The organism is Butyrivibrio sp. MC2013 (genome assembly GCF_000424585.1).
Lineage (GTDB): Bacteria > Bacillota > Clostridia > Lachnospirales > Lachnospiraceae > Butyrivibrio.
This window is the reverse complement of record NZ_AUKE01000005.1, coordinates 48,859-73,622: the sequence shown is the minus strand read 5'-3', so window position 1 is coordinate 73,622 and position 24,764 is coordinate 48,859. Positions and strand designations below refer to the sequence as shown.

Below are 24,764 nucleotides of genomic sequence, written 5' to 3'. Positions count from 1 at the left end.
GTATTACGTTCTTGCAATTCGTATTGCTACATGTTACAATTCACACAAGGAGGTCAGTACAATGAACAATGGATCTGATATTGGAAATAGAATTAAGCAGGCCCGAAAAGCTCAGCACCTCAGTCAGACTGAGTTGGCTAACAGGCTAGGCAAAACTATGCGTACCGTACAGAAATATGAAAGCGGTGAAATAGAACCTTCAATAGGTATACTGAATGAGATTGCAAATATTCTTAATATCTCCCCGGCAGAACTTATTGGATATCAGAAGAAGAACATCACTTTAGATACTCTCTCAGATGTCCTCTATGTTCTAAACGAATTAAATAAAAAAGCAGGTCTTCACTTCAATATAGACGTAAATCGCCCGCCCAAAACTGAAGAGTGGAGCTGTAGCCTTAAATTCATGGGAAACGATGAAATAGCAGAAAACAACGCAGATCTCTGCCTTTTTCTGGAAAGATACGCAGATGAACGAGAAAGCCTTGAACAAGGCCTATCAAATGAAGATAGATTTAATCACTGGTTTGAAACAGAACTAGCATACTACGCAAATGTTGCATTGCCCGATAAGAAAGGTGATTAAGGGACTATCCCCTTTTTCATAAATTACCTGAGCATCAAAGGAGGTCGATATTATTTGAAATTACCAAACGGATATGGAAGTGTTATGAAAATGTCCGGGAAACGCAGAAAGCCCTATATGGTAAGAGTAACCACCGGATGGACCATTGATCCGGAAAAAGGTACCAAAAAGCAGACGTACAATGTCATAGGATATGCTGAAACCAAGCAGGAAGGCTTGCAAATGCTATCAGATTATCATCAGAATCCATTTGATACAAAAGCAGCCAAAATGACATTCACAGACGTATATAATGCCTGGTCTGAAGCAAAGTATCCTACCATCTCAAAATCCAACGTGCATGGGTATACAGCCTCATATAACGTATGTGGCACCCTTTACAATAAAACTTTTAGAGATATAAGGCTGGCAGAGCTTCAGAATGTCATTGATACCTGCGGAAAGAATTATCCTACACTCCGTAAGCTCAAAGTCCTTTTCAATCAGCTTTACGATTACGCCCTTAAGAACGATATCTGTAACAAGGACTATTCCGAATTTGTAGATATCCTCAAGTATAAGGACAAAAATCCAAATAAGGTTGAGAGAGATATCTTTTCAAAAGCTGAGATTGACAGGTTATGGGAACTTAAGGATGATCCGTTCTACCAGACAGTACTGATGCTGATTTATAACGGCTGTAGAATATCTGAACTACTGGATTTGGAAAAGAATAATGTGCATCTCGAAGAACAGTATTTCGATGTGATACTAAGTAAAACTGAAAATGGTATCAGAAAGGTTCCTATAGCAGATAAGGTTCTCCCATTCTACAAAGCCTGGTATGAATCCTCTGATTGTGAGTACCTTCTTCACACAGATGACAACAAAAAATTCACCTACAGGAACTATAAAGACAGCTACTGGACACCACTAATAGAAAACCTTGGGATGGAGCACAATCCTCATGATACTAGGCACACCTGCATATCAATGCTGGCGGAAGCTCATGTGGATCCTACAATGATCAAGAAAATCGTAGGACACTCCGGAGCAATGTCTCTGACAGAGAAAGTGTACACACACCTTGATATCCAGTCTCTGGTAGAAGCAATAAATAAAATCTAAGACTTGATAATTTTGCTGTCTACCTGCTGTTTACTCGCTGTTTACGGTACAAAATTTTCTGCGTTTCACCACAACTGAATACAATTATAGATAAAAGAAAAACCCCAGAAACACTGAGTTTCTGAGGTTTGTAAATTCTTTTTAAATCTCGAAAGATTATCTCTTTGAGAACTGAGGAGCGCGATGAGCTGCTTTTAAGGTATGGTGTTCTTTGGGGATATTGGATCTATTTAGTAATATGCAGCCTCTATCAGATCAGAATAGCTACTGCTTCATAGGGACGGAGCGCGCCGCTATCTGGCTCGTCTTCATAGTTGCCGATGATGCGTCTTCCGTCTTCAAATTCATCAGGAAGTGTGAATGAGACGTCCTTGTCTGTGAAGTTGCAGGCTACAAGGAGCTTTTCTTCTCCAAGAGTCCTCATATAGGCAAAGATCTCTTTGCTGTCAGGCAGGAGCATCCTGAAGTCGCCCTGTACTATGAGCTCGCTCTTCTTGCGAAGTTCTATGAGCCTTCTGTAATAGTGGAATACTGAGGACTGGCGGGCGACCTCTTCCTTGGCATTGATAGAGACATAGTTTGGATTGACGCGGAGCCAGGGAGTACCTGTGGTGAAGCCGCCATTTGCACTATCATCCCACTGCATGGGAGTCCTGGCATTGTCGCGGCTCTGTCTGCGCATGATCTCGATGGCATCTTCCTCGCGTATCAGTCCCTTTGCTATGTTCTGACGCACATTATTCAGTGAGTCGATATCATTGATCTCATCCAGGCTGTTCCATGGACAATTGGTCATGCCCAGCTCTTCACCTTCGTATACATAGGGAGTACCCTTCATCATATGGAGGCAGGTGCCCAGCATCTTGGCGCTGAGCTCTCTGTACTCGTCGCTGTCATTGCCAAATCTGGATACGGCACGGGGCTGGTCATGGTTGTTCCAGTAGAGGGAGTTCCATGCGTAGCCTTCAAGGCCCTGTTCCCATTTATCAAGGACTGCCTTGAGAGGCGGGAGCTCTACCTTGCTAAGGGCATAACGGCCTGCAGGAGTATTAAACTCTGTGGACATGTGCTCAAAATGGAAGATCATGTTGAGCTCTGAGCCATCAAGGGAGGCATAGTTCCTGGCTTCCTCAACGGATACGCCGGGGCATTCGCCTACGGTGATAGTGTCATATTTGGACAGGACGCGCTTGTTCATCTCTCTGAGATATTCGTGAAGGTGAGGGCCTGTAGCACAGATATCAAGGCCTGCAAAGCCGGTGGGTCCTGCTACACCATCAGGCAGTCCTTCGGGCTTGGAGATCAGGCTTATAACGTCCATACGGAAGCCGTTTACGCCCTTGTCCAGCCACCAGGTCATCATGGAGAAGACCTCGTCTCTGACCTTGGGATTGTCCCAGTTGAGGTCAGGCTGCTTCTTTGAGAAGAGATGCAGATAGTACTGACCTGTTGTCTCATCATATTCCCAGGCACTGCCGCCAAAGCATGAGCCCCAGTTATTGGGCTCTGCACCGGGTTCGCCACCCTTCATGCCGGGTTTGGGATCACGCCAGATATAGTAATCCCTGTAGGGATTGTCTTTGGATTTTCTTGATTCTTTGAACCAATTATGTTCATCTGAGGTATGATTGACCACCAGATCCATTACGATCTTGAGCCCCAGGCTGTGAGCTGTCTCCAACATCTGGTCAAAATCATCCATAGTACCAAATTCAGGCATGATCGCCTGATAATCACTGATATCGTAGCCATTATCATCATTGGGAGATGCATATATGGGAGAGAGCCATATCACGTCAGCCCCCAGCTGTGCGATATAAGGGAGTCTCTTTGTGATGCCGGGGAGATCACCAATACCATCTCCATTGCTGTCCTGAAAACTTCTGGGATAAATCTGATATACTACGCTTTTCTGCCACCATTTCTGTGTTGCCATAAGAAACCTCCGGAATAATTAATTGAACTGCAAATCATAACAGGGCATGCAGTGTGATTTTGTCTCTATAATTATACAACAAGTCTAGTTTTTGGTGCTGCCTTTACAAGGCTAAATAACATATGAAAATTTTCATCTATTGAGTTTATTATGCGAAAAAACAGATTGGATTTTTGAGGGCAAAGTAATACTATAATAAATTCTTTCTAAATTAGCAATACTGTGATTATATATAAAATTGATATAGAAATATTGTGTAATAATTAAGCGCTTTTTGTGTTGTTTTTGCAAGGTATTCGTGATAAATTGTATTCAGTCAAAAGAGCCTTTTGTTAAGGGATTAATATATAAAAAGGATTAAAAATGGATAGCAAGCAATTCTATGAAAAATTAATAAGGAGATTGACTCCACCAAATATTTAACAGCCTGTGAGTGTGTTTCTTTCCGGCCCTATTTTGCAGTGGAGTTAATGATACAGTAACTCGCACTGCTATTTTTGTGCGCAAATTTAGTCTCAAAAGGAGGGCATAACTATGGAAAAAAACATTACTTTAAATATCTCTAGAAAGGGTGTTAACAATGTGATATGCCTTGGCTTTATGACTTGTTATGTCCTTCTTGTGACCTTGTTTGTCAAGGATCTTATAGTCGGTATTCCCCCTTTTGGCGGGAAGAGTAATTATGAGGGTACAAGGTACTTTTGTATGCTCTTTCTGAGCCTTTTAATGATCCACGGATGGTTTTATCTCAATGGCAAAAAAACAGAAGCTTTTAATAAACTGAATCCGCAATCTTTTTTTAATACCAGCGAGGCTTATTCCCAGGTTCATGCGGAAATACAGAATTGGAAATTGTCTGCGCTCCCTGCGAAATGGAATTTTTTCAGGCTTATATTTAAGTTCCTTTACATCTTTGCTTGGTGGGGTAACTTCGTGGTGATACTAATTTGTGCTGATAAGCTGGGATATTGCTGTTTTAAATATATTATAGGGATCATTTCCGGCGCTCCGGCCATAGCTTTTACGTGGCCTACAGTAATAGCTGTACTCATTACTGTAGGATTCTTTCTGAATTATATGTCTTACTATCATAGCTTGCTTTTTGCTTTCTTCGTCAGACAATTGTCAAAAAAGGCAAACGAATTGCCATACAACGAATATAAGCCGTCTATTACAACGGAATTCAGGATTCTTGTGAGTCTGGCTACCAGAGTAAGTGCATCATTCTTTGTGATAGCTATGATTTATGTACTCCTTCTATTATCGTGTATAGGACTTGGAGGACACTTTGAAGAAGAGAGTAGACTATATCTGTACATTATGCTTTTTTGCGCGGGATTACCTTGCCTTATCTCGCCGATAATTATATTTCTGCTTCCCAAGGCTTTCCTTAATCGTATTGTAGAGGCTTGGAAAATGAAAACTGCCATGAAGCTTGATGAGAATGGTAATTATGATCAAACGCAGAGTATAAGAGAGAAACTCTGGGAAGACAGCTTTGCGGTTGTTCCTATAGAGATAGTATTTGCGGTATTTTCGCTGATCATTAATCTTGCATCTTTTGCACTGGCGGTGAGTCAGACTTTGTGAACTCTGCCTCTTCAAGCACACGTGCAAACTCTTCCTGATAAGTCTCTTCCTCACTTGCTACAAGCTGCCTGGCAAGAGCGATAGCCTCGCTCGTTATGAGCTCTGACCTGATGAAGCGAAGATGCTCCAAAGCGCGGTCAGTCTTGATCACGATCTGCCTGTAGATGGGCCCCAGCATGAGGAGCTTTAGGGAGACCTCTTTGGTCAGTAGGCCGCTGGTGGTGATACCCATAACATCATAAATAGTATCGCAGGCTATGGGGCCTCTGATGATGTCATATTCTGATAAGCTATCCGGCATGGCTCTGCGATTGGCATAAATGTAGGAGAACCAGCTCTCGTCCCTGTCAAAATCTTTGATAAGGAGGGAGCTGTCTATGTCAAGCTCGTATATATTAAGGAGGGTCTTCTTGCCCTTTCTCTCTCTGGCCCAGCGCATGGAAAAATCCCTGTTATCTGTGAGATAAAAGCCCTGCCCGAAGTCGGCATTGGCTCTTCCTCTGTGAAGGTCTACATCTCTGATCTCATCAAAACCTGTATGATATAGCAGCATATGTCACCTCGCATATTGGCATACTACTCTTTGCTTACTATTAAAAATTTATTAAACATAAGCGTCTGCTATCTGTATAACTTGATTTTATAACGGGAAGGAGTATAATAGGTAGCACAGATTGCTAACAATACGATAGTACAAAATATAATGTATGGAGGTTTTATGAAGATCTTGGCGCTTATTATAGCTTTTTGTCTGGGTGCACTCCTTGGTATACACAGGAGGGTGATCAAGGCTCTGATCAAGGGCGAGCCCATGCCCCAGGCGCCTGCCAGTCACTTCTGGCTCAAGAATAGAAAAAAGGATGAGCAGTAATGGATAAGGAATTTGATATTCAGAAATATATGACAAAGGGTGTTGAGCGAGTGGTGGCGGATGCCATCAAGGCTACCCTTAAGAACCCCAGGGAAAGCGCCTATATGGCCAGGTTTGCCCTTGCATCAAAGGTTGCATCCGCAAAGAGGGCAGCTCTTGAAAAAGAAGGTGAGCATATCCCTCCCTTCCTCATAGCCAGCATCACCAGCAGCTGCAACCTTCACTGCGCAGGCTGCTATTCCAGATGTAATAATGCAACGGTGGACACAGAGCCTGTAAGGCAGCTTAGCGATGAAGACTGGCTGGATATTTTCGAGGAGGCCGGGGACCTTGGCGTGAGCTTTATCCTGCTGGCAGGCGGAGAACCGCTCCTTAGAAGAGGCGTCATAGAGGCAGCAGGCAAGAGACAGGATATTCTCTTTCCTATCTTTACCAACGGTACATATATGGGAGAGAAGTATTTTGAGACCTTTGACAAATGCAGGAATCTTATCCCAATCATGAGTATCGAGGGCGGCAGAGAAGCAACAGATCACAGACGAGGCGAGGGCATATATGATAAGCTCATCAGCAATATGGACGAGCTTAACAGGCGCGGCCTTATCTATGGCACATCGGTTACTGTGACTACTGAGAATCTAAGGGACGTATCTTCAGAGGACTTTATAGGCGGTCTGTCCTCAAGAGGCTGCAAGGCTGTGATATACGTAGAATTCGTCCCTGTTACAGATGATGCGAGAGAGCTGGCTCCCGGAGAAGAAGAGCGCGAGTATTTAAAGCAGGAGATCATGAGGCTGAGAGCAGAGCATCCTGAGATGGTATTCGTATCCTTCCCCGGAGATGAGAAGAGCTCCGGCGGCTGCATAGCTGCAGGCAGGGGCTTCTTTCATATCAATTCCCATGGAGGAGCTGAGCCCTGTCCCTTTTCACCTTATTCGGATATCAATGTAAGGGATACTTCCCTTAGAGAAGCTATGAACTCCAGGCTCTTTAGAGCCCTTAGAGAGGGAGATGTTCTGGCGGATGATCACAACGGCGGCTGTGTACTCTATGAGAAGAGGCAAGAGGTGGAGGCAATACTGTCCGGAGCTGCAGCTAAGGCATAAGACGTGGGCAGCAGATCTTATCAGCAGAAAATATAGAAGGAAAGTGGTCTGAATATATGTGATCCATGTGATCGCTCTTATATGATGACTGGATCATAAAAACCGGAGAATGCGGTAAATGCATTCTCCGGTTTTTTACATATAACAGCATATAACAGTTGACAACAGTTCTATACTGTTATATGCTGTTTGTGGAGGACAATGACATGCATATCATTTTAAATAACAACTCTATGGTTCCTATATATGAGCAGCTTATGGATCAGGTGAAGAATGAGATCATAAGCGGCGAGCTGGCAGAGGGCGAAGCACTTCCTTCTGTCAGGGCACTGTCCGGAGAGCTCAGGATCAGTGCCCTGACTGTGAAGAAGGCTTATGACAAGCTGGAGGAAGAGGGCTTTGTCGTAACGGTACATGGCAAAGGTACCTATGTAGCTGCTACTGATAAGTCCCTGGCGATGGAGGCCAGGAGAAAGACTGTGGAGGATGACTTTGCGGCTGCGATCAGGAAGGCCGGTTCTGTAGGCTTTAGCAAAGAAGATATTATGGAGATCGTGAAGATCATATTGGAGGAATACTGATGGTAAAGGTTGAGAATCTTGTAAAGAATTATGGGAATTTCAAACTGGAGCTGTCTATGGAGATAGCTGACGGCAGGGTCACCGGAATAGTAGGCAAGAACGGCGCAGGTAAGAGCACCACCATCAAATCAATACTGGGACTTATAAAGCCCGATGGAGGCCATGTCACCATAAACGGCGTGGAGGCGGAGAGGCTTAGCAGCAGGGACAAGGAAAAGATCGGAGTCTCATTATCCGATTCCGGCTTTAGCATGCTCCTGAGCATAAGGGATATCATTTGCATCTTGAAGAAGATGTATCCTGCTTTTGATGAAGCTTTTTTTACAAATAGCTGCAAGGCGCAGGGGCTTCCTATGAATAAGCAGATCAAGGAATACTCCACAGGTATGAGGGCCAAGCTAAGAGCTCTGATCGCCATGAGTCATGGGGCGCAGCTCCTGGTGATGGACGAGCCTACGGCGGGACTGGATGTGGAAGCGCGCAACGATATACTGGATATGATCAGGAACTATCTTAGGGAGGATGATAAGCGCTCGGTGCTCATCAGCTCTCATATATCCTCTGACCTGGAGGGGCTCTGCGATGATATCTATCTGATCCATGACGGGAAGGTGGTCCTTCATGAGGATACCGATGCGATCCTGGATAACTACGGAGTGCTCAAGGTGAGCGAAGAAGCATATGAGCAGCTGGATAAGAGCTACATCCTCCGCAGCAGGAAGGACAGCTTTGGTTATAGCTGTTTTACCAATGAGAAGCATTACTATGCTGAGAATAATCCGGGTATAGTCATTGAGAATAGTGGTATAGATGATCTGATACTGATGATGACTGGAGGTAATTAAGATGCGCGGACTTATAGAAAAAGATCTGAGACTGACACTGGTGAGAAAGCAGACAATAGCCATATTCCTGCTCATGGCACTGTTTATGGGATTGTCAATGAAGGGCTCTTTTGTGGTGTCCTATGTCACAATGCTGGCTATGATCATCGCTACCAGCACGATCAGCTATGATGAGTATGACAATGGAATGGCCTTTATCTTTACCATGCCCTTCGATAGGAGGACTTATGTGAGGGAAAAGTATCTCTTCAATCTGATCATGGCCATTGGCGCATGGGTCTTTGGAATACTGGTATATGGGATATTGGATCTGATCCGTAATAATGGCGCGGGCCTTGGCGAGATCCCTATGCTTGTCACTGTGGTGCCCTGCATATATATGGTGGCTGCGATCATGATCCCTCTTCAGCTCTATTTCGGCACAGAAAAGGGCAGGCTCGCCCTGGCGGTACTCTTTGGCGCGATCGTAGTTGTGGTAATGGCAGGAAGCTCAGTAATAAAGTCTTCTGTAAATCCCTTGGCAGCAGTGGCCAAAGCTTTGGACGGGCTCCCGGTAGCAGCATCCATACTCCTTGTATTCGCAGGAGCCGCTATCTTAACCGGGATCTCCTATTTGTGCAGCGTGAGGATAGTGGAGAAGAAGGAGTTTTGAAGGGGCTATTATTGTAAATAATAGCTTGCATTATGCATAAATAAAGGAGTGCCATACTAATTGGTATGACACTCCCATTGTTGAGTTATTTCATCAGCAACTCTGTAAGTTCAGGATTATCTAAAGCCTTTTCTATAATCTTTGCTAAAATGCTAGTGTATCCCTTGCCAAATGATTTTGCTTTTCGCAATGCTCTAGGAGATAATCTCAGTGTGACATTCTGCTTCTGGTTGTTTTCACGCTCTTCTTTGATAAGATCCGAGACTCTTCTAAACCGAGCAAGCTCTTCCTTGGAAAGAATCGGATTATCTTTGTCGAATACATATTCGGTATTTTCGGCTTCTTTTAGCATATTCAATTGCTCGGATGTTAGTTCTGCAGATACATCTATTTTTTTTCTAATAGTTGCCATAATATTCTTCCCTCTCTTCCTTTTCAGCTTTTCTTGCGGATATCATCCGGATCACTTTGTCATTATTCCTCATAGTGTATGAAACAACTATGATCATCAGGTGGCCATTTATGGACCCAATAACCTTGTAGCGGTCTTCATTATCACTATGCTTTCCATCATACATTTCTAAACGACAGTTATCTGAAAATACATGTGCTGCAGTAGAAAAGTCAATTTTATGTTTCTTGATATTCTTTTGTTCTTTCTCTTCGTCCCATTCAAATATTAGTTCTTCCATATCCATATTATATTATTTGCAATACATAATTGCAATGCAAATCTGCAACGCAATCTGGTTCATACTAATACACAGATGAATACGCAAAGAGAGCAAAATAACAGTGGGGAAGCACACAGGAATATAAGGAATTTGAAGATAAAGGCAAGGGCCGCACGAAACAGGACGAACAAAGTATAATGGCAGACTTTTCGAAGGTCTTTGAAGAATTTGGCTCTATGAAGGAAGAGGAGCCTACATCTGAAAAGGTACAAGGCCAGGTTAAAAAGTTACAGGAGTTTATTACGGACCATTTCTATAAGTGTTCTGATGAGGTGCTTTTAGGCCTTGGAAAGATGTATGCAGCAGGAGGAGAGTTTACAGAGAACATAGATAAGATGGGCGGAGACGGTACTGCTGTATTTGTATGCAGAGCAATCGAAGAGTATTGCGGGAAATAGTGCATAGAACCGGAATAGATAACTATCCTATCCGGCTCTTACTATAGATAATATTTCTTGATTGGAATTCACTTGATGGATAAAGGTGTTCAAAGTAATAACGGATTATAGAAATCATTGTTGTTAGCCGTTATAGAGGTATCATAATATCAGCCGGAGAAGCTAATCTTTATTTGATGTAGGGGCAGTATCTTTTTTGCTTTCAGTAAGTGCTTCTAAATACCCTGCTGTAATAACTCCAGCAGGAAGGGCAACAACAGCGATTCCAAACATAGAAGAAATCATGGTTATTATGCGTCCGGCGGTAGTGATGGGATAAATGTCTCCATAGCCTACAGTAGTAAGTGACACTGTGGCCCAGTAAACAGCATCAAAAAGTGTATCAAAAGAATCAGCTTCTACATTGAATATTACTAGCGCAGATATGAGAATGTAACAGATTGCAAGAGTACAAACAGCAATCAAAGGCCCACGAGAATTCTGAATTACTCTTGCGATTATTTTAATGCTTTTTGAGTACCTAAAGGCTTTGAACACTCTCAGAACACGTAGAGTTCTTACAATACGAAGTAAACGGAAGAGTTTAAAACCAGGATTTAGTACTGTTAATGTTGGCAGAATAGAGATGAGATCTACTATTGCCCATGGAGTGAAGGGATATTTTACGAATGCAATTGCAGACTTTTCATTTAACTTGTAGTCTGCTGTAATAAGTCTGAGAAAATAATCAATTATGAAAATGGTAGTTGTAATCATATCTGTATAAAAAAATACAGTTAAAGATTGCTTAATGCCAAGTGGGACAATGCTTATTATTATTGCCAAAAGCATAACTGCGTCATATAAAGAACTTATCTTATCATCCTCATTAGCAATTTCAATGATTTTAAATATTTGTTTGCGCATAAAACCTCCAAATATAGTTTTCATATCTCCTTGCCAATACGTTTATAAATATATGATACTATCTTTTGGGTGTGAAATGTCTATTATATATTTGTTGGCTTCATGTAGTGGTGATACAAATATCATAAGGATGTAAAAATACTGATTTAATAGTTGAAAGAATAGAGTTATTACACTAAAAAAACCAGAGTATTTGACGAAATACTATTGGGATAATACAATGGAACCTAATAGAATACGTTGGTAAAACCGGAGTGATCCGGCGACACAATGCTATAGGGACTCGCATGAGTCAGCCAGTTGCAATTTTCACAAGAGACATTGCGACTGCAGTGTCTTTTTTGTATGACTGAGAAATGATAGTCAAGGAGGACAGAATGAAGGTGTTTAATAGAGCAAAAAACAGATTATTAACAAGGATACTGACTCTTGTTGTTAGTATCTCTGTTGTACTTATTATGTCAGGTTCCTCTGCTTGTGCATCTAATAGTATTCCGACATATAGCGGGATACCAGCTGTTCAGATAAATAAGAATATTCCATCTTTTGCCAAGAAAGAGATCATTAGCGAGTCGTATGAAACGTACGGGGAGCTTGATAAACTGGGAAGATGCACTCAGGCTACTGCATGTATTGGGACAGATTTGATGCCAACAGAGAAACGTGGGTCTATCGGGATGGTGAAGCCTACAGGATGGAATCAGAATAAGTATCCAGGGATTGTTGACTCTGAACCGCCATATCTCTACAATAGGTGCCATTTGATAGGCTTCCAATTGACGGGCGAAAACGCAAATGAGAAGAATCTTATAACAGGCACCAGATATTTTAATATAGACGGAATGTTGCCTTATGAGAACATAGTTGCAGACTATGTTAAGAATACAGGTAATCATGTGCTTTATAGGGTTACGCCATATTATGAAAAGGATAATCTGCTATGCTCTGGAGTACAAATTGAAGCTTTATCTGTAGAAGATTCCGGAAAAGGGGTATCTTTTAACGTCTTTTGTTACAATGTTCAGCCTGGAGTGCTGATCAATTATAAAGATGGAAGCAATAAGCTTGATGAGAACTATGTAGTTGAAGCTGTTGAGCGAAAACAGTCAGCTGTTGAAGAAACAAAGTCTGAAAAAACTAAATCGAATACCCAGACTAGCTATGTAGCTAATAAGAATACAAAGAAATTTCATTACGCAAGCTGCGGAAGCGTAAATGATATGAAAGAAAAGAATAAGCTATATTATGACGGCAGCAGGGATGACCTTGTAAAGCAAGGGTATACACCTTGCAAGAGATGCAATCCATAAGAAATGGTGAGTAGTGTTTGTTCAAAGAAGAAAATTGATCAAGAAAGAAGGCTTATTAAGATGAGGAAAAAAATAACTTTAGGACTAGTAGCAATGCTCGTATTGTCGCTATTGGGGTGTGGAGATGTTGATGCTTCTGATGTTGAAACTACTAACAGCGAACTTGTTTCAGAGCAGACTGAAAGTGTAAGCGATGAAATCGCTGATGAATCTACAAAATCAATTCTGAATGATAGTCAGACGGAGGAAGAGTCAAATACAGATGATTTAGAGGAAAACGATTCGGAAGAAGGGCTAATTCTGATAGAAGATACCGAATCTGATGCTGAAGATTCAACTGAATTAAATGCTCAAACTGAGGATATATTACAAGAAGATGATGAGGTTATACCTGAACCCGAATACAGTATATCTGAATTGAGTATGATAATGTATGTAGCCACTACTGCTAATGTCAGAAGTGGTCCCGATCAAGATGATAAGAAAATTGGTACAGTAATTCAAAACGATGAGGTTGTTATAACTGGAAAAGTTGATAATGGGTGGTATAGGATTGATTACAATGGAGAAGATGGTTTTGTAAAGGGGAGCCTATTGACAGAGGAAAAGGCATTTGTTCAGGAGGTGGCTCCGGCTTCAAGTGATAGTGAGGAAGTGAGCATGGCAGCAGGATCTTCTGAGAACAGTGAGCCTTCTGTACATGTAACTGTTCCTGACGAGGGAGATACAGAAGGCAATTTGGTCTGGATTCCAACAAAGGGCGGAAAAAAATATCACTCCAAATCTACCTGTAGTAATATGGATGGACCAATGCAGGTTACTCTTGAACGTGCGGAGGAAAATGGTTTTACACCATGTAAAAGGTGTCATTAATAGAGGTAATACTGTTGGTTGCCAAGAAGCAGTAAGATGTTACTGCTTCTTTTTATATGAAAATGAATAATTAAAATAATATCTGAGTCCGATATGAATAGTGAATATTGATTATTTAAAATGGTAAAAGATCTTTCTGCAAAGATCTGTTCCCATTCTAGAGGAAAACTGTCATGAAAAAAGGCCAAAAATCATTCAACCAAAACGGGATAATAGTTTCAGTATCAATAGTTCATTGTATTATCGGAATGGCTAGAAGTGACTCAACATATATAGAGAGTCAAGAAAAAGCAATATAACATTCTGCGTGGTTAAGGCTACCGTATCTACAGAGATAGCTTGAAACAAAGATATATTTTTGTTTTTACAAGTGTATGAATGGTGAGTTGGAATTCCTCGATATTTATCTGATATCTTATTGAGCAATAGGTATAATAAGGGGTGTGTTATGAGGATATCTAATATCAAATGCCCGTTATGTGGCGCTAATATAGATATGAATATTAATGGAAAAAAGAATATATATTGTCCTTTTTGTGGAGGACAATTTCTTCTGGATGATACCGAGAACACAATAACGCACAATATCAATATTCACGAAAGATATACAGATGATGCGGCTGTTGAATTGGAGCGCAGAAAAGATAGGGATAATCAACGAAAACATACCGAATTCAAAATTGTAGTTGCATTATATGGATTATTAGTCGTTTTTGGCGCTGCTTTATTTTTAAAAGATGAATTAGATGCGAGAAAATCTATTGAAGCAGGAATGATAAAAATAGGCCAGTCATCAGATGATATTAAAGGAAAAGATTATCAGGTAGTTATCCTGCAATTAGAAAGCGCTGGCTTTACTAATATTATGCCCATTGATTTGGATGATGCAGGATGGCTGATTAACAAAGAAAACACAATAGATAGTATATCTATTGATGGAGATAATTCCTTCGATTCTTCAGACTATTTTGCTTCGGATGCAAAAATATATATTATGTATCATTGATATACTAAACAAGATAAGCCCTAGCTTTTGCTAAGGCTTATCTTGTGACCTTATTTATTGGAGTTTTGTATATCCTACTCGTCCTTCAGCTTTTCCTGTATCTTTATAATGGATGTAATACTGTTTCAGATCTGTTCCAAAGGCCTTTACTAAATCTGCATAATTACCTTTGTAGTATTCAACGTTAAATTCTGCACATCCTTGCCGTCCTTCAGCCATTCCGTAATCTTTGAAATGCTTTAATAGCGCTTCGGAGGTATTTCCTACTACATTTACAACGTCAGCATTATGCTCAGCATAATAAGTTGCATTGAAAATACTATCCCATCCAGATGTAGAAGGAAAAGCATCCAATGCACTAACAATTGCGGCTTTTACAGTTGAGGGTGAATTATTACCTACGGATGAAGATGTTCCTCCAGTTGTAGTTGTGGTTGTTGACGGAGCTACATTGTTGTGAGCTGAATTGTGTCCTGAACCAGATACGTGAGATTGGTGAGATTGGTGTGAAACATGTGAGGAGTGGCTGCTACTGTATCTTGTACCAGATGAATGAGAACTGTGCGATCTATGTGAGGAGTGCGAACGATGAGCAGCAAATGCATCCATCGAATATAGTACACTTAGCAGAATAACTAAAGAGCCTACTGCAAGTATTTTATTTCTAGATATATTTCCTTCCTCGTCAAATAAATAGTTTTCAATGCTTCTTCCTATTTTAGGGAATTTTGATTCATCTTTCATTGTAACCACCTTTCTAAGATATCAATTGTTTCAGCATCTTTTTTGTGAAGAATACTAAAAATGCAATCTAACATACCGGAGTAAATGGAACATCTACTGCCATGTGGAATCTTTGGGAATAAATCATCTTCAAGCGCATAATTTATTACTGGACATACTCCACAAAATGGTTGATATACGCAATCACAGCATTCCGGAATAGATTCAAGGCAACTTGCTGTACACACTGCTTTGGTTACATTGCTATCCATTAAATTGTCGTAATCTGAAGTGAAAACAGTACCCAATTTAAAGGTGTTATCTCCCATCTCAGCGACCATTCTTCCTTCGTCACACGTATATATGTTTCCATCATAGTAGATAGCTAACTGTCCAACTGATGCACCGCATGGTGATCTAAGTTCCATATAGTTATTGGAATAATGATGTAGTATTTTATTTAAGAAAATAGTGGCGTGTCCTTCGCTGAATACCATTTTACTGGAGTTGCATTTTAATATGTGGTCTAATGATTTCTTATAAAACGAAACAAATTCCTCAGGAGAATAACCGATCGTATCCCAGTGGTCTTTTGCATATCCCAGTCTGGTAAGTGGGCGTATAAAAATACTGTTAAAACCAAGTTGAATATATGAATCGACAATTTCTTCTGGATAAGTCAAGCTCAATTTGGTTGTGGTTTGAATTGCTCCTATGTTTAGATTACGCGCTCTTAGCTTTTCAATACCTTTTTGAACGGTTGCGAAACTACCTCCTCCTAAACGAAAAGGACGATTGCTGTCATGTATAAATTCATTTCCGTCCAATGAGACAGAAACTTGAACCTTGTGATCTGCAAGGTAATCAGCTATTTCGTCAGTTAACAGTGACAAATTGGAGACAAGGCTATAAGTAATATTTTTGTTACTATTGTTTGTATCGACATAATCGATGATTTTTTTAATTATATGGAAGTTGATTAGGGGTTCTCCACCTTGAAATTCGATATTAATAGATGGAGATGGGGATTGTAGTACTATTTCTGCACCCATTTCAGCAATTTCTTCTGTCATTGATCCTTTGATGGCGCTATTCTCTGATTGGGCTTGGCAATATACGCAGTTGAGATTGCACGTATTGGTTAATACAAAAATAAACAGACTGGTAGGTTGAAGAAGGTGATTTTTTATATCTCGTATATGTGGAATGCTTTTTTCAAGATAACTTTGCCTCGGTTCGTCAATAATAAAGAAATCCGTAGAGAGTCTTTGGATAGCGCTATCTGAAATTTCATGTTCATTTCCTTGTATAAGCTTTTTGAGGGTAGGTAAATCAACAAAGCTATATCGCCCAAAATCATTAGTAATAAGGTAATCATTTTCAAATCTTTTAAAATTGAAATAATTGATCATAATGTTATTGGTTGCACTTTATCAGATAAATATTTATCTGTTCCAGTGAACATTCCTCCACACGCTTTTTTTTCGATGCAATCATTACAAAACGTTGAATACTTGATTTTGTGTTTTGTTATACTATTCATGCATATGTGCCAGTATGGGCGGTCAACAAAGCAAAGCGGGAAATTATAAATAGCAACATCTATGGCGTTTGATATAAGAAGATTAATAGCTGGTTTAATGTATAAAAAAGCATCTTTATAATCTATCCATACTTTGTCTGAATTAATAATTGCATTTCCTAGCATTTCCATACCCATGAATTTGATGCTGTGTATTGAAGGAAAATTAAGAATTATAAAATGAGCTAGTTCTAAAAGGTATGGGGCGTTGATTTTGTTTACAACAATTCTGATTTCAACCGACATCATTTGAGTTGATAACAAATTCTTAATTCCATTTGTTGTTTGTTCAAAACTACCTGGGGTTTGGGTGATTGTGTCATGAATTACAGGATTTGGACCGTGTAGCGGTATGCCAACTAGGAAATCTTCAGGGACACTTCCGGCTAGCATGTGACAATAGTTCTGATTTGCAAATATACGACCATTTGACAATAATAAATATGAGTGTGCCTTATTTCCTGACTTTAATTTTGTTAGTATATCAAACATTTTTTCTCTGATATAAAAAGGCTCACCCCCAGTTATTGTTAAATGCTCCATGTTGCAAGGCATATACTCTATCAACTCATCTAGTATTTCAAATGGTGTTGATTGTCCATTTTTGCGTGCAGGCTCCGCCATTGGACACATTATGCAGTTTGAATTGCATTTATCAGTGATATACAAAGTGTTATCGTTGTTTTTTCCAAAAGTACTGCAGATTTTTCCGTGCGTATCTAGTTCTATGCACGCACCTTCTCCTAACTCGTTTAGAATTGAATAACTATTGTAGTCAGTCTCAAAACGAAGCTGCTCATGTGGAATGACTATATGGGTTCCTGATACTAAAAGAACATTATAAGAAGGACTTATAACATTGGTGTTACTGCTGAATGATATCTTGTATATATTATTTTTTCCATTAAAGCCAAGTATTGAAGTATTCAATTACTAATCCCCCATATAGTGGAATAGATAAGAAGTCCCAAAAAGATAAAAATAGCAAAAGGCATCTTGCGGACAATTTGAATTGTCTTGAGACTGCCTTTAGTTTTACCCCATTGTATTATTGCATCAGCTTCTTCTTGCGTTAATCTGCTTCTCATGTCCTCGTGTGATATTTGTGGCAATCCTTTAATTTTTGAATTTGACATTACTATTGATGAAAAGCTTGATATAATCATTCCTTTTTTGACTTCGGAAGTAGGAATAGTGGTATAATTGTATTCGCTGATTATTATTTTGATTATCATAATAATGCTTATTATGATAAAGTACTGCAATCGGTTATGGCTGAAAAACCAAACATTTGTTATTGGCGATAATATAATTGAAAACAACAATACTCCGATTACAAAGACTTTATTTTGAGTGATCTTTAATGAGGATATAAGAAGTATAAAACTTAAGTTGATAGCTAAAATGGCCCATTCGTAATGATCAATCCACTCTCTGAAAAAAAGTGTTTCTATTTTGATTGCTAATGAAATATAAATCATATTTATGATATATGATTGAATAAACTGTTGAATCTTGTTTTTGACATTTTGAATAGAAAACGAGCCTTTATGATTTATAAACATCCATATCGATTCTACGAATAAATATAAAAAACTTATAGAAAAACTTAGCGAGACTACGATTATGCTCCAAGGTATTATTCGGCCAAATAACATACAGTAATTGCCAGGAATTAAAATTCCTAGGATGATTAGAAGCTTGCTGTCTCCAGCTGCCCAAATATGTAAAATATACAATGTGATTGAAAAAACGAACACTAATGATAAATTAAATAAATAAGCCTCCCATAAAAGATTTGTTTTTAGAATGTATTGGATAAATGTAAGACACACCCCCAATGTACCAAATAGCAATAAAATACTGTTGGTGATGCGGTTGTATTTTATATCTGTTATGGATGCGATGATACCTAGAACATGTGCAAGTATTACAGATAATAATGGCCAAATAATCATGTATTCATTAATCCTATAATGTAGTTTTCAAATTCACATAAAACTTGCATTGGTTCATAGATCGATGACAGTACTACACATAAATAATATTGTTCGGTCTCAGATATTTTAATTTTTGCAATATCTTCATAAGCTGCTTGAGCAGCTGATATTTTAGTGTAATCAAAAAAACTTTTGAGCAGCTGGATTTCATTGTTCATCTTCAAACCAATCCTTTAGTATTTCTTCAATATTATCAAAATTGTCTGCCTCATTGTTGATGGAGGGATTCTCTATGATGGTTGAAGCTAAAGCTCTTCCTAATGTGATTTCACGTATATTTTTTGTTCGTTGTGAAATAATGTATCGTGCACTTTGCGCTATCATTTCATTATCAAAATCATCCGCAGAGATAGTGGAGTTGCTACTTTTTTCTTTTATGTTTACTATATAGTTCGTTCCTTCTTTGTCAATATGAATATACACCTTATCCAAAAAATGATATGCTGCTTTTACGAGAACTTCTTTGGGGTAGATATCTTCAGGATATTTTATAATCATGTTGAATCCTCTAAAGAACGATATATTGTTAATCTGTATACTCTATTATATATCATTCGTGCAGAATGGCCAATGGATTGTTTTAATATTATTATTTACAACTATCGTTTGATTTATGAGGCTATTTAAAGATAAAAGCATAAGTATATGTGGTGATGATAATGATTCCTAAAAAAAGAATTCCTGTTATGCGAGGCGTTAAACAAGTATTATTTTTTACTTTTTTTATAATTATAGTGTCTTTTGTAATTTACTCTATAGAAGTCCGTGCGGATAATGGAGGTACTATAGTCCATATCACAGCAACGGGGAAGTGTTATCACAGAGAAGATTGTTATCATTTACGTAGTGATTATGAGATTACTTTATATGAAGCGGTGATAATAAAGGGATATAATCCTTGTCTAGATTGTGATCCTCCTATATATGATGGGTCAGAACCTTTACATGAGAAGATGGAAAAAAGCCAAGGTGGCTCATCAAGCGGAAACAGGAGTCGTCCGTCTGTATCTCAGAAGAAAAGCTCTCCAACAAAGTCGCTTTCTACTGATAAAGATTCCGGGGAAGTAATTAAAACTAAGGAAGAGGGGAAAATTGAAGAGAAATCTTTATCTACAAAATCTGAAGAGAATAATAAAACGAATACATATTATGTAATAATATTAGCAGGTATTCTGCTTTGGACTAGTGTAAGGATAGTTGCTTTGTTTAAAGACAAAGATGAAACAAATGACCGGAAATCTCTTGAAAAGAATAAAATAAAGGATGATATAAAACAATCAACCGATAAAAAATTAGATGATCAAGATCCAAACCTGTTTTTCGAACTATATTCTTACAAGGATCCTATCTCACTCGTAAAAGTGCCTAAAGGCATGTTTATAAAAAACGGTTTTCCTTGTACTTTGAATAGCAATAAAGGGATTTATGGTGATTTCACTGTATATGTATCTCAAAGAAATCCACGAGTGTTACATATGAATTCTAAGTGTAGTGGAACAACACTAGTCCCTGTGAATTTTTTTCAAGTTTGTAAGCTTCCTAGGTGCAAAAAATGTGCTACAGGATATAGAATTGTCCCTGGAAACACTGATTGGTATGATGAATATTTGAAAATTGTTGAAGCAAAGACGAAGTATAACATTCCATGAGTGTAAATAAATTAAGAATGATAATACAATTAAGATGATTGTTTCCCAGTTGCATGAATAATTATAATTGAAATTATAATAATTCATAATATAATTGTATTCGCATCTCATCTAGATTGATCAAAGGAGCCCTATATGACAGGATCAAAGAATTTCAAGCGTATATCCGATATGGAGAAACTCTATGATGATGTCTTGCAGGCACAGGATTCATTGTATAAGGCTATAGAATACTATAAGGGTCTGCAGCCGGGGGTGAAAAAGCTTGAACGCTATTATTCCGGCCGGCAGTGGAAGGACGATTTTGCAGCTGATGAGATAGGGGAGATTCCTGCTGATATAAAGAGGGGAGTGCTCTCCGAGGATGGTCTCTATGACCTTTTGGAAAATGATCGGGAGATAATGAATATGCTGGGCAGAGGACTATGATCTTTGCCCAGCATATTCATCTCGTTAGTGAGCAAGAAATAGAGCCATCATATGACTTTTGCGGAAGATAACGTAGATTTCTTGAGTGTAACGCAGACATAACATATGGCTACAGCAATGTCACAAAAATATAACATATTATATTGACGCTTGTTTCGAAAATGATACAATTAAGGTAGAAATATTTTTGTTGAAATGGAGGGATTGGCATGAATGAGTTATTAGGCAGCCGAATCAAGGCTTTACGATGTGCTAAGAACTTTACTCAGGAACAAGTCGCTGATCAGATTGGAGTGAGCAGGCAGAAATACGCCCGAATCGAAAATGGGGCAAATAGCATTACTTTGGATGTTCTTACGAAAGTTGCATCGGTGCTGGATGTGAATGTCGGGGATATTACTCGCGTGCTGGATGAAACTCCTTCTGCACAATATAGATATGGTTCAGAAGATGCTTCCTCTGAAATGATATTTGATATGTTGGATCTCTTTTATGCTAATAAACATATGTATGAAAAACTTCAGCATAGAAATATGGAATAGGGGGGAAGTTAAATGCTAGATAACCGGAAGAGGCAGATCCGTATTATTGCTGATGCTTTTAGAGAAAAATGTAAGGTTGGAAGATATGGAATAATCGACTTGTTTAAGGAGTGCGAACGATGTGGATACAAGCTGGTTCGATACCCTATGGGAGACAGCGCAGACCTTGGTTTTGCCCTAAAAAAAGACAACGACATAATAGTATATACAAACAGTAGCAGTAGATTGTCTAGAGAGATTTTTACGCTTGCACATGAAATTGGTCATGTTGTATTACATTTGAATGATGTTAAATCCTTTATAGATGATTCAATGACTATAGCAGATAGAAGTGATGATGAAAGAGAACGAGAGGCCAATTATTTTGCGGCTTGTCTATTGATGCCGGTAGATGAGATAGATAAGTTTATTGATTTGGAATTACCTGACTTTGAAAAGAATAGTATTTCAGCTATGGATATAGCAAGGATGATGTCTGAGTTCAATGTAAGCTATGAAATGGTGCTGAATAGATTGGAGAGTCTGAGTCTAATAGATTCAAATAAAAGAATTCAGCTCGATACAGAGCGAAATATTACACGTGTGGGTAATCTGCTTAGGAGTATAGGAGGCAATGCAAAGCTGAACATTTGCAGTGAAGAGATATATTTGCCTTATGAATACATAGAATATGTTATTTATAATTACAATCATAATGCAGTTCCCAGAGAGACTTTAGAGAAGGTACTGTCATATTACAAACTCACTTTTGAGGATGTAATTGATCGTGTGATCGAACCCTCTGAGATGCAAGTAGACCTGGATGAATTGATGGGAGGTTTAGAAGATTGAGAGCCTCTTTGGATACAAATGTAATAATTCATCTTTATCGAGGAGGCCATCAAAATATTCTGTTTGAACTTTTTGACGAAGGTGTTTTCATTTATGAACAGATACGTAGTATAGAGCTTGAGAATCATGGAAAAGACATTCTTAACTCCTTGGATAATGATATACGTTCAGGTAAATTGGAAATATACTCAGATCAGAAGCTAAAGGATATGGCCGTTTTTAAGATTTTTGAAAACAATGTAAAGGAAAATAGATATCTTTATGGCCCTGGAGACCTTTGTGAGGTGTATGCTATTTCCCTAGCTCAGACTTTGGGAGCGTATTCACTAGTTACAAATGATACAAAACAGGGCGGGCCGTATATGTCGCTTCTTCAATTTGAAGATGATATTATGCCTTTTACATTTGCAGATCTTCTGATCATAAGATTTCTTATAGGACAGGCCGATGAAAATCAGACAGTAAGGGCCTTTGATGATATCAATTCAGCCTCGGATCTGAATTGGAGCTTTAGAAGCCAGCTTTCGAAGTTTATTAGGAGATTTTTTATCGATCCGTATAGGAAAGAAGATACGGTGTGGATCAAGAGTCTTGCAAAAAAATATGATATAAAGATAAAGACTAAACTTCAAATATTGAGGGATGCAATTGATATGTAATAAAGAAAATGGTACAGATATTTCTGATATATAACTGGCGTATGACTATCAAACAAGGATTATTATATTTTGGATTATTATAATTGAAAATATAACTTTTTGATGCATCAAGACTAATAGGATGTCATAAATGTGATGATGAGAAAAAATATGAATAAAGAATATTTGTATCATGGAAGCCCTGTTAAGGTGGACAAGCTTGTGCCAAGCCAGGCATATGATACAGGTTTTGAATCCGGATGTCAGTATGCTGTTTATGCTACGAGTAGCAAGATAATGGCTACTTGCTTTGCATTAGGATGTGTGGAGGAAAATAAAGATGCTGAGCGCATAATGCTTCCGCAATATGGAAATAAAATGTTGTTTAGGAACTGCCACCCCAACTATGGTGGGAAAGGATATATATACCTGTTGGATAAAGATAAATTCTCCCATGCTATGGGAACGCAGTGGGTATGTCATCATGAAATAGTACCGGATAAAATAATAGAAATCAATGTAGACGATTACCTGGAATATTGTATTGTGGAGTAGTGTGTATGAAATCATACCGGGCGAAGTAGTACTTCGCCCGGTATTTTGAATATTGTCACTCTCTGCAACTCACTTTATATAGGAACAGCGTTCTATTATGATGACATATCGACTTTATCAAATTTTTTGACGCAGGCTATAAATATGACAGTGCCTATCAGTACTACTACGATCCAGCTGTATATAGGCATGATGGTCACAGGCCCTGCAGATATGGCCACTCCCTGGGATATGAGATAGTCCCTGTTCATCCCGTGCATACCAAGAGTCACGTATCTAAAGGCGGCAGTGAGGTATGTAAGGGGATTGATGTAGACTATGGGGAGCAGGATGCGGGGCAGAGCTGTAATGGGCAGATAAGCTCTTGACAGATATATCATGGGCATCATGACAAACATGCTGATCATCTGAAATGTCGCCTGATTGCCGGATATCAGGGACAATAAAAGCGCAGCCGAAGCCGAAGATCTCTCCCGGGAATATATCAAAAGATATATTGTCTACAGCGATATGATCTCCGTATTTTTTGGTGAAATTCCTGATCTTGATGATGGGTGTATTCTTATCCATGGCTTTCTCCTTTCACTGATCCTGATAATATGATCCGGGTGCTGAAAATAGCTTTTGGCATCATATGAATGCAGGATTGCTAACTATATTGCTAATAGTATTAGCTAAATGGGCAAAAAATTTTACATCCAAAAGAGGCTTGATCTCATGAGCTTTCTGTGAATGCGAACATAAGCCTCAGCATCCTCTTCACCCAGATACTCCAGCATGGCTGTCATCCTCTCCAGCATTCTCTCCTTCTGGATAGCAACGAGCCTGCGGCCCTCTTCTGTGATGGTCACTACGATCTGTCTGCTGTCGCTGTCATCTGCAAGGCGCTTTATCAGGCCCTTCTTCTCCATGGAGCCCAGCATGGCAGCTACTCTTGCTGTGGTAAGCATAAGGGCCTTGCTCAGATCCTTGGGGTGTACCAGTTCCCTGCTGGCAGCTATGTAGTTTAGTGCCATGAGTTCGCCGCGAGAGTAGTCATCCACATCTCTTGTGATACGAGTCCTGGGCATGCTGGTGCGCATTTCCATAAATTCTTCAGCAAGCTTACGATAGTCCATCCTCAGATCCTTTCTGCAATGCTAATGCAATTGCTAATACTGTTAGCAATTATAATTCTTTAAATATATTTGTCAAGTACTTTTGGCAGTTTTTTATAAATTTATCTCTTAAAATATGCTCATTGCTACTAAGTCTGATGCCGATAAAAGAATAGACGACTAAGGGATGCAAATGACATAAAACTTATGGTAATGC

At 39.1% G+C, this 24,764-nt stretch carries 31 protein-coding genes, 2 pseudogenes and 1 riboswitch; of the genes and pseudogenes, 19 read left to right on the top strand and 14 right to left on the bottom strand.

All coding sequences use genetic code 11. The annotated features are described in order from the left end of the window. The first annotated feature begins 61 nt into the window (after positions 1-61). Positions 62-586, top strand: coding sequence for a helix-turn-helix domain-containing protein (locus G636_RS17110; protein WP_051226447.1), 525 nt, complete (start codon positions 62-64; stop codon positions 584-586). 54 nt (positions 587-640) lie between these two features. Further along, positions 641-1,693, top strand: a complete 1,053-nt coding sequence (locus G636_RS0102985) for a tyrosine-type recombinase/integrase (protein ID WP_026506809.1) — start codon at positions 641-643, stop codon at positions 1,691-1,693. Positions 1,694-1,943: 250 nt separating this feature from the next. Here G636_RS0102985 and G636_RS0102980 read toward each other — a convergent pair whose 3' ends face one another. Continuing rightward, a complete protein-coding gene (locus G636_RS0102980; protein WP_026506808.1) occupies positions 1,944-3,629 on the bottom strand; it encodes a glycoside hydrolase family 13 protein in 1,686 nt (561 codons plus the stop codon). 534 nt (positions 3,630-4,163) lie between these two features. On the opposite strand from G636_RS0102980, the gene G636_RS0102975 reads away from it, so the two are divergent. Continuing rightward, complete coding sequence (locus G636_RS0102975) at positions 4,164-5,219, top strand: hypothetical protein (protein ID WP_026506807.1); 1,056 nt, start codon at positions 4,164-4,166, stop codon at positions 5,217-5,219. Here G636_RS0102975 and G636_RS17105 read toward each other — a convergent pair. Beyond that, positions 5,176-5,772, bottom strand: coding sequence for a DUF3990 domain-containing protein (locus G636_RS17105; RefSeq protein WP_051226445.1), 597 nt, complete (start codon positions 5,770-5,772; stop codon positions 5,176-5,178). The genes G636_RS0102975 and G636_RS17105 overlap by 44 nt on opposite strands. 165 nt (positions 5,773-5,937) lie before the next feature. Here G636_RS17105 and G636_RS20190 point away from each other — a divergent pair, with 165 nt between their 5' ends. The 5 genes from G636_RS20190 to G636_RS0102940 all read left to right on the top strand — a co-directional run bounded on the left by G636_RS20190 (position 5,938) and on the right by G636_RS0102940 (position 9,274). Beyond that, positions 5,938-6,090 (top strand): hypothetical protein, encoded by a 153-nt coding sequence (locus tag G636_RS20190; RefSeq protein WP_155832308.1) that lies wholly within the window; start codon positions 5,938-5,940, stop codon positions 6,088-6,090. Beyond that, positions 6,090-7,196, top strand: coding sequence for a radical SAM protein (locus G636_RS0102960; RefSeq protein ID WP_026506806.1), 1,107 nt, complete (start codon positions 6,090-6,092; stop codon positions 7,194-7,196). The genes G636_RS20190 and G636_RS0102960 overlap by 1 nt, the downstream gene beginning before the upstream one ends. Before the next feature lie 206 nt (positions 7,197-7,402). Further along, on the top strand, positions 7,403-7,777 hold the full coding sequence (locus G636_RS0102950; protein ID WP_026506805.1) for a GntR family transcriptional regulator: 375 nt from the start codon (positions 7,403-7,405) through the stop codon (positions 7,775-7,777). Next, positions 7,777-8,622 carry an ABC transporter ATP-binding protein gene (locus tag G636_RS0102945; RefSeq protein ID WP_026506804.1) on the top strand — a complete coding sequence of 282 codons (846 nt, stop codon included), beginning with the start codon at positions 7,777-7,779 and terminating at the stop codon, positions 8,620-8,622. The genes G636_RS0102950 and G636_RS0102945 overlap by 1 nt, the downstream gene beginning before the upstream one ends. Position 8,623: 1 nt before the next feature. Next, positions 8,624-9,274: an ABC-2 transporter permease gene (locus tag G636_RS0102940; RefSeq protein ID WP_026506803.1), complete on the top strand. Its 651-nt coding sequence runs from the start codon at positions 8,624-8,626 to the stop codon at positions 9,272-9,274. Between the two features lie 85 nt (positions 9,275-9,359). Here G636_RS0102940 and G636_RS0102935 read toward each other — a convergent pair whose 3' ends face one another. Next, positions 9,360-9,686 (bottom strand): BrnA antitoxin family protein, encoded by a 327-nt coding sequence (locus tag G636_RS0102935; RefSeq protein WP_026506802.1) that lies wholly within the window; start codon positions 9,684-9,686, stop codon positions 9,360-9,362. Then, positions 9,673-9,972: a BrnT family toxin gene (locus tag G636_RS0102930; RefSeq protein ID WP_330363887.1), complete on the bottom strand. Its 300-nt coding sequence runs from the start codon at positions 9,970-9,972 to the stop codon at positions 9,673-9,675. The genes G636_RS0102935 and G636_RS0102930 overlap by 14 nt, the downstream gene beginning before the upstream one ends. Before the next feature lie 107 nt (positions 9,973-10,079). Between G636_RS0102930 and G636_RS17100 the strand changes: the two are divergent. Next, a pseudogene (locus tag G636_RS17100) lies at positions 10,080-10,406 on the top strand (TipAS antibiotic-recognition domain-containing protein); the annotation flags it as partial. Between the two features lie 162 nt (positions 10,407-10,568). Here the strand turns inward: G636_RS17100 and G636_RS0102920 are convergent. After that, positions 10,569-11,336, bottom strand: coding sequence for an ion transporter (locus G636_RS0102920; RefSeq protein WP_242826907.1), 768 nt, complete (start codon positions 11,334-11,336; stop codon positions 10,569-10,571). Between the two features lie 208 nt (positions 11,337-11,544). Further along, a riboswitch (cyclic di-GMP riboswitch) is annotated at positions 11,545-11,620 on the top strand. A gap of 69 nt (positions 11,621-11,689) precedes the next feature. Between G636_RS0102920 and G636_RS0102915 the strand changes: the two genes are divergently transcribed. The 4 genes from G636_RS0102915 (at position 11,690) to G636_RS0102900 (ending at position 14,501) form a co-directional block, all read left to right on the top strand. Next, positions 11,690-12,622, top strand: coding sequence for a DNA/RNA non-specific endonuclease (locus tag G636_RS0102915; RefSeq protein WP_026506799.1), 933 nt, complete (start codon positions 11,690-11,692; stop codon positions 12,620-12,622). 60 nt (positions 12,623-12,682) lie between these two features. Beyond that, positions 12,683-13,495 (top strand): SH3 domain-containing protein, encoded by an 813-nt coding sequence (locus tag G636_RS0102910; protein ID WP_026506798.1) that lies wholly within the window; start codon positions 12,683-12,685, stop codon positions 13,493-13,495. Between the two features lie 173 nt (positions 13,496-13,668). Next, positions 13,669-13,794 carry a hypothetical protein gene (locus G636_RS20970; RefSeq protein ID WP_256379602.1) on the top strand — a complete coding sequence of 42 codons (126 nt, stop codon included), beginning with the start codon at positions 13,669-13,671 and terminating at the stop codon, positions 13,792-13,794. Positions 13,795-13,943: 149 nt separating this feature from the next. Next, the gene (locus G636_RS0102900) at positions 13,944-14,501 is read left to right on the top strand and encodes a hypothetical protein (protein WP_026506797.1); all 558 of its coding nucleotides are present in this window, start codon (positions 13,944-13,946) and stop codon (positions 14,499-14,501) included. A gap of 54 nt (positions 14,502-14,555) precedes the next feature. On the opposite strand, the gene hxsA3 is transcribed toward G636_RS0102900, so the two are convergent. The 7 genes and pseudogenes from hxsA3 to hxsD all read right to left on the bottom strand — a co-directional run bounded on the left by hxsA3 (position 14,556) and on the right by hxsD (position 19,304). Continuing rightward, positions 14,556-15,245 (bottom strand): His-Xaa-Ser repeat protein HxsA3, encoded by a 690-nt coding sequence (hxsA3, locus tag G636_RS19300; RefSeq protein WP_051226440.1) that lies wholly within the window; start codon positions 15,243-15,245, stop codon positions 14,556-14,558. Further along, the gene (gene hxsB / locus G636_RS0102885) at positions 15,242-16,636 is read right to left on the bottom strand and encodes a His-Xaa-Ser system radical SAM maturase HxsB (RefSeq protein WP_051226437.1); all 1,395 of its coding nucleotides are present in this window, start codon (positions 16,634-16,636) and stop codon (positions 15,242-15,244) included. The genes hxsA3 and hxsB overlap by 4 nt, the downstream gene beginning before the upstream one ends. Beyond that, positions 16,633-17,736, bottom strand: a complete 1,104-nt coding sequence (gene hxsC, locus G636_RS17085; protein WP_051226435.1) for a His-Xaa-Ser system radical SAM maturase HxsC — start codon at positions 17,734-17,736, stop codon at positions 16,633-16,635. The genes hxsB and hxsC overlap by 4 nt, the downstream gene beginning before the upstream one ends. Then, positions 17,733-18,041, bottom strand: a complete 309-nt coding sequence (locus tag G636_RS20800) for a hypothetical protein (RefSeq protein ID WP_242826906.1) — start codon at positions 18,039-18,041, stop codon at positions 17,733-17,735. The genes hxsC and G636_RS20800 overlap by 4 nt, the downstream gene beginning before the upstream one ends. Before the next feature lie 402 nt (positions 18,042-18,443). Continuing rightward, positions 18,444-18,764: pseudogene (locus G636_RS21245) on the bottom strand (prepilin peptidase); the annotation flags it as partial. Next, on the bottom strand, positions 18,761-18,964 hold the full coding sequence (locus G636_RS0102870; RefSeq protein ID WP_026506794.1) for an HxsD-like protein: 204 nt from the start codon (positions 18,962-18,964) through the stop codon (positions 18,761-18,763). The gene G636_RS0102870 and the pseudogene G636_RS21245, both read right to left, overlap by 4 nt. Next, complete coding sequence (hxsD, locus tag G636_RS0102865) at positions 18,954-19,304, bottom strand: His-Xaa-Ser system protein HxsD (protein ID WP_035778629.1); 351 nt, start codon at positions 19,302-19,304, stop codon at positions 18,954-18,956. Before hxsD ends, G636_RS0102870 begins: the two co-directional genes overlap by 11 nt. A 161-nt stretch (positions 19,305-19,465) precedes the next feature. On the opposite strand from hxsD, the gene G636_RS17080 reads away from it, so the two are divergent. The 6 genes from G636_RS17080 to G636_RS0102835 all read left to right on the top strand — a co-directional run bounded on the left by G636_RS17080 (position 19,466) and on the right by G636_RS0102835 (position 23,450). After that, a complete protein-coding gene (locus G636_RS17080; protein WP_155832306.1) occupies positions 19,466-20,455 on the top strand; it encodes a hypothetical protein in 990 nt (329 codons plus the stop codon). A 135-nt stretch (positions 20,456-20,590) separates the two neighbouring features. Continuing rightward, positions 20,591-20,884 (top strand): DUF4298 domain-containing protein, encoded by a 294-nt coding sequence (locus G636_RS0102855; RefSeq protein WP_026506792.1) that lies wholly within the window; start codon positions 20,591-20,593, stop codon positions 20,882-20,884. A 209-nt stretch (positions 20,885-21,093) separates the two neighbouring features. After that, on the top strand, positions 21,094-21,426 hold the full coding sequence (locus G636_RS0102850) for a helix-turn-helix domain-containing protein (protein WP_035778625.1): 333 nt from the start codon (positions 21,094-21,096) through the stop codon (positions 21,424-21,426). Between the two features lie 12 nt (positions 21,427-21,438). Next, entirely contained in the window at positions 21,439-22,257 is an 819-nt protein-coding gene (locus G636_RS0102845; protein ID WP_026506790.1) for an ImmA/IrrE family metallo-endopeptidase, read from the top strand. Between the two features lie 8 nt (positions 22,258-22,265). Further along, entirely contained in the window at positions 22,266-22,916 is a 651-nt protein-coding gene (locus G636_RS0102840) for a PIN domain-containing protein (protein ID WP_242826905.1), read from the top strand. A gap of 150 nt (positions 22,917-23,066) precedes the next feature. Further along, positions 23,067-23,450, top strand: a complete 384-nt coding sequence (locus G636_RS0102835; protein ID WP_026506788.1) for a hypothetical protein — start codon at positions 23,067-23,069, stop codon at positions 23,448-23,450. Between the two features lie 95 nt (positions 23,451-23,545). On the opposite strand, the gene G636_RS17075 is transcribed toward G636_RS0102835, so the two are convergent. Both G636_RS17075 and G636_RS0102825 read right to left on the bottom strand, forming a co-directional pair. Beyond that, entirely contained in the window at positions 23,546-23,938 is a 393-nt protein-coding gene (locus G636_RS17075; RefSeq protein WP_330363886.1) for an ABC transporter permease, read from the bottom strand. A gap of 204 nt (positions 23,939-24,142) precedes the next feature. Further along, the gene (locus tag G636_RS0102825) at positions 24,143-24,568 is read right to left on the bottom strand and encodes a MarR family winged helix-turn-helix transcriptional regulator (protein WP_026506787.1); all 426 of its coding nucleotides are present in this window, start codon (positions 24,566-24,568) and stop codon (positions 24,143-24,145) included. Positions 24,569-24,764: the final 196 nt, after the last annotated feature.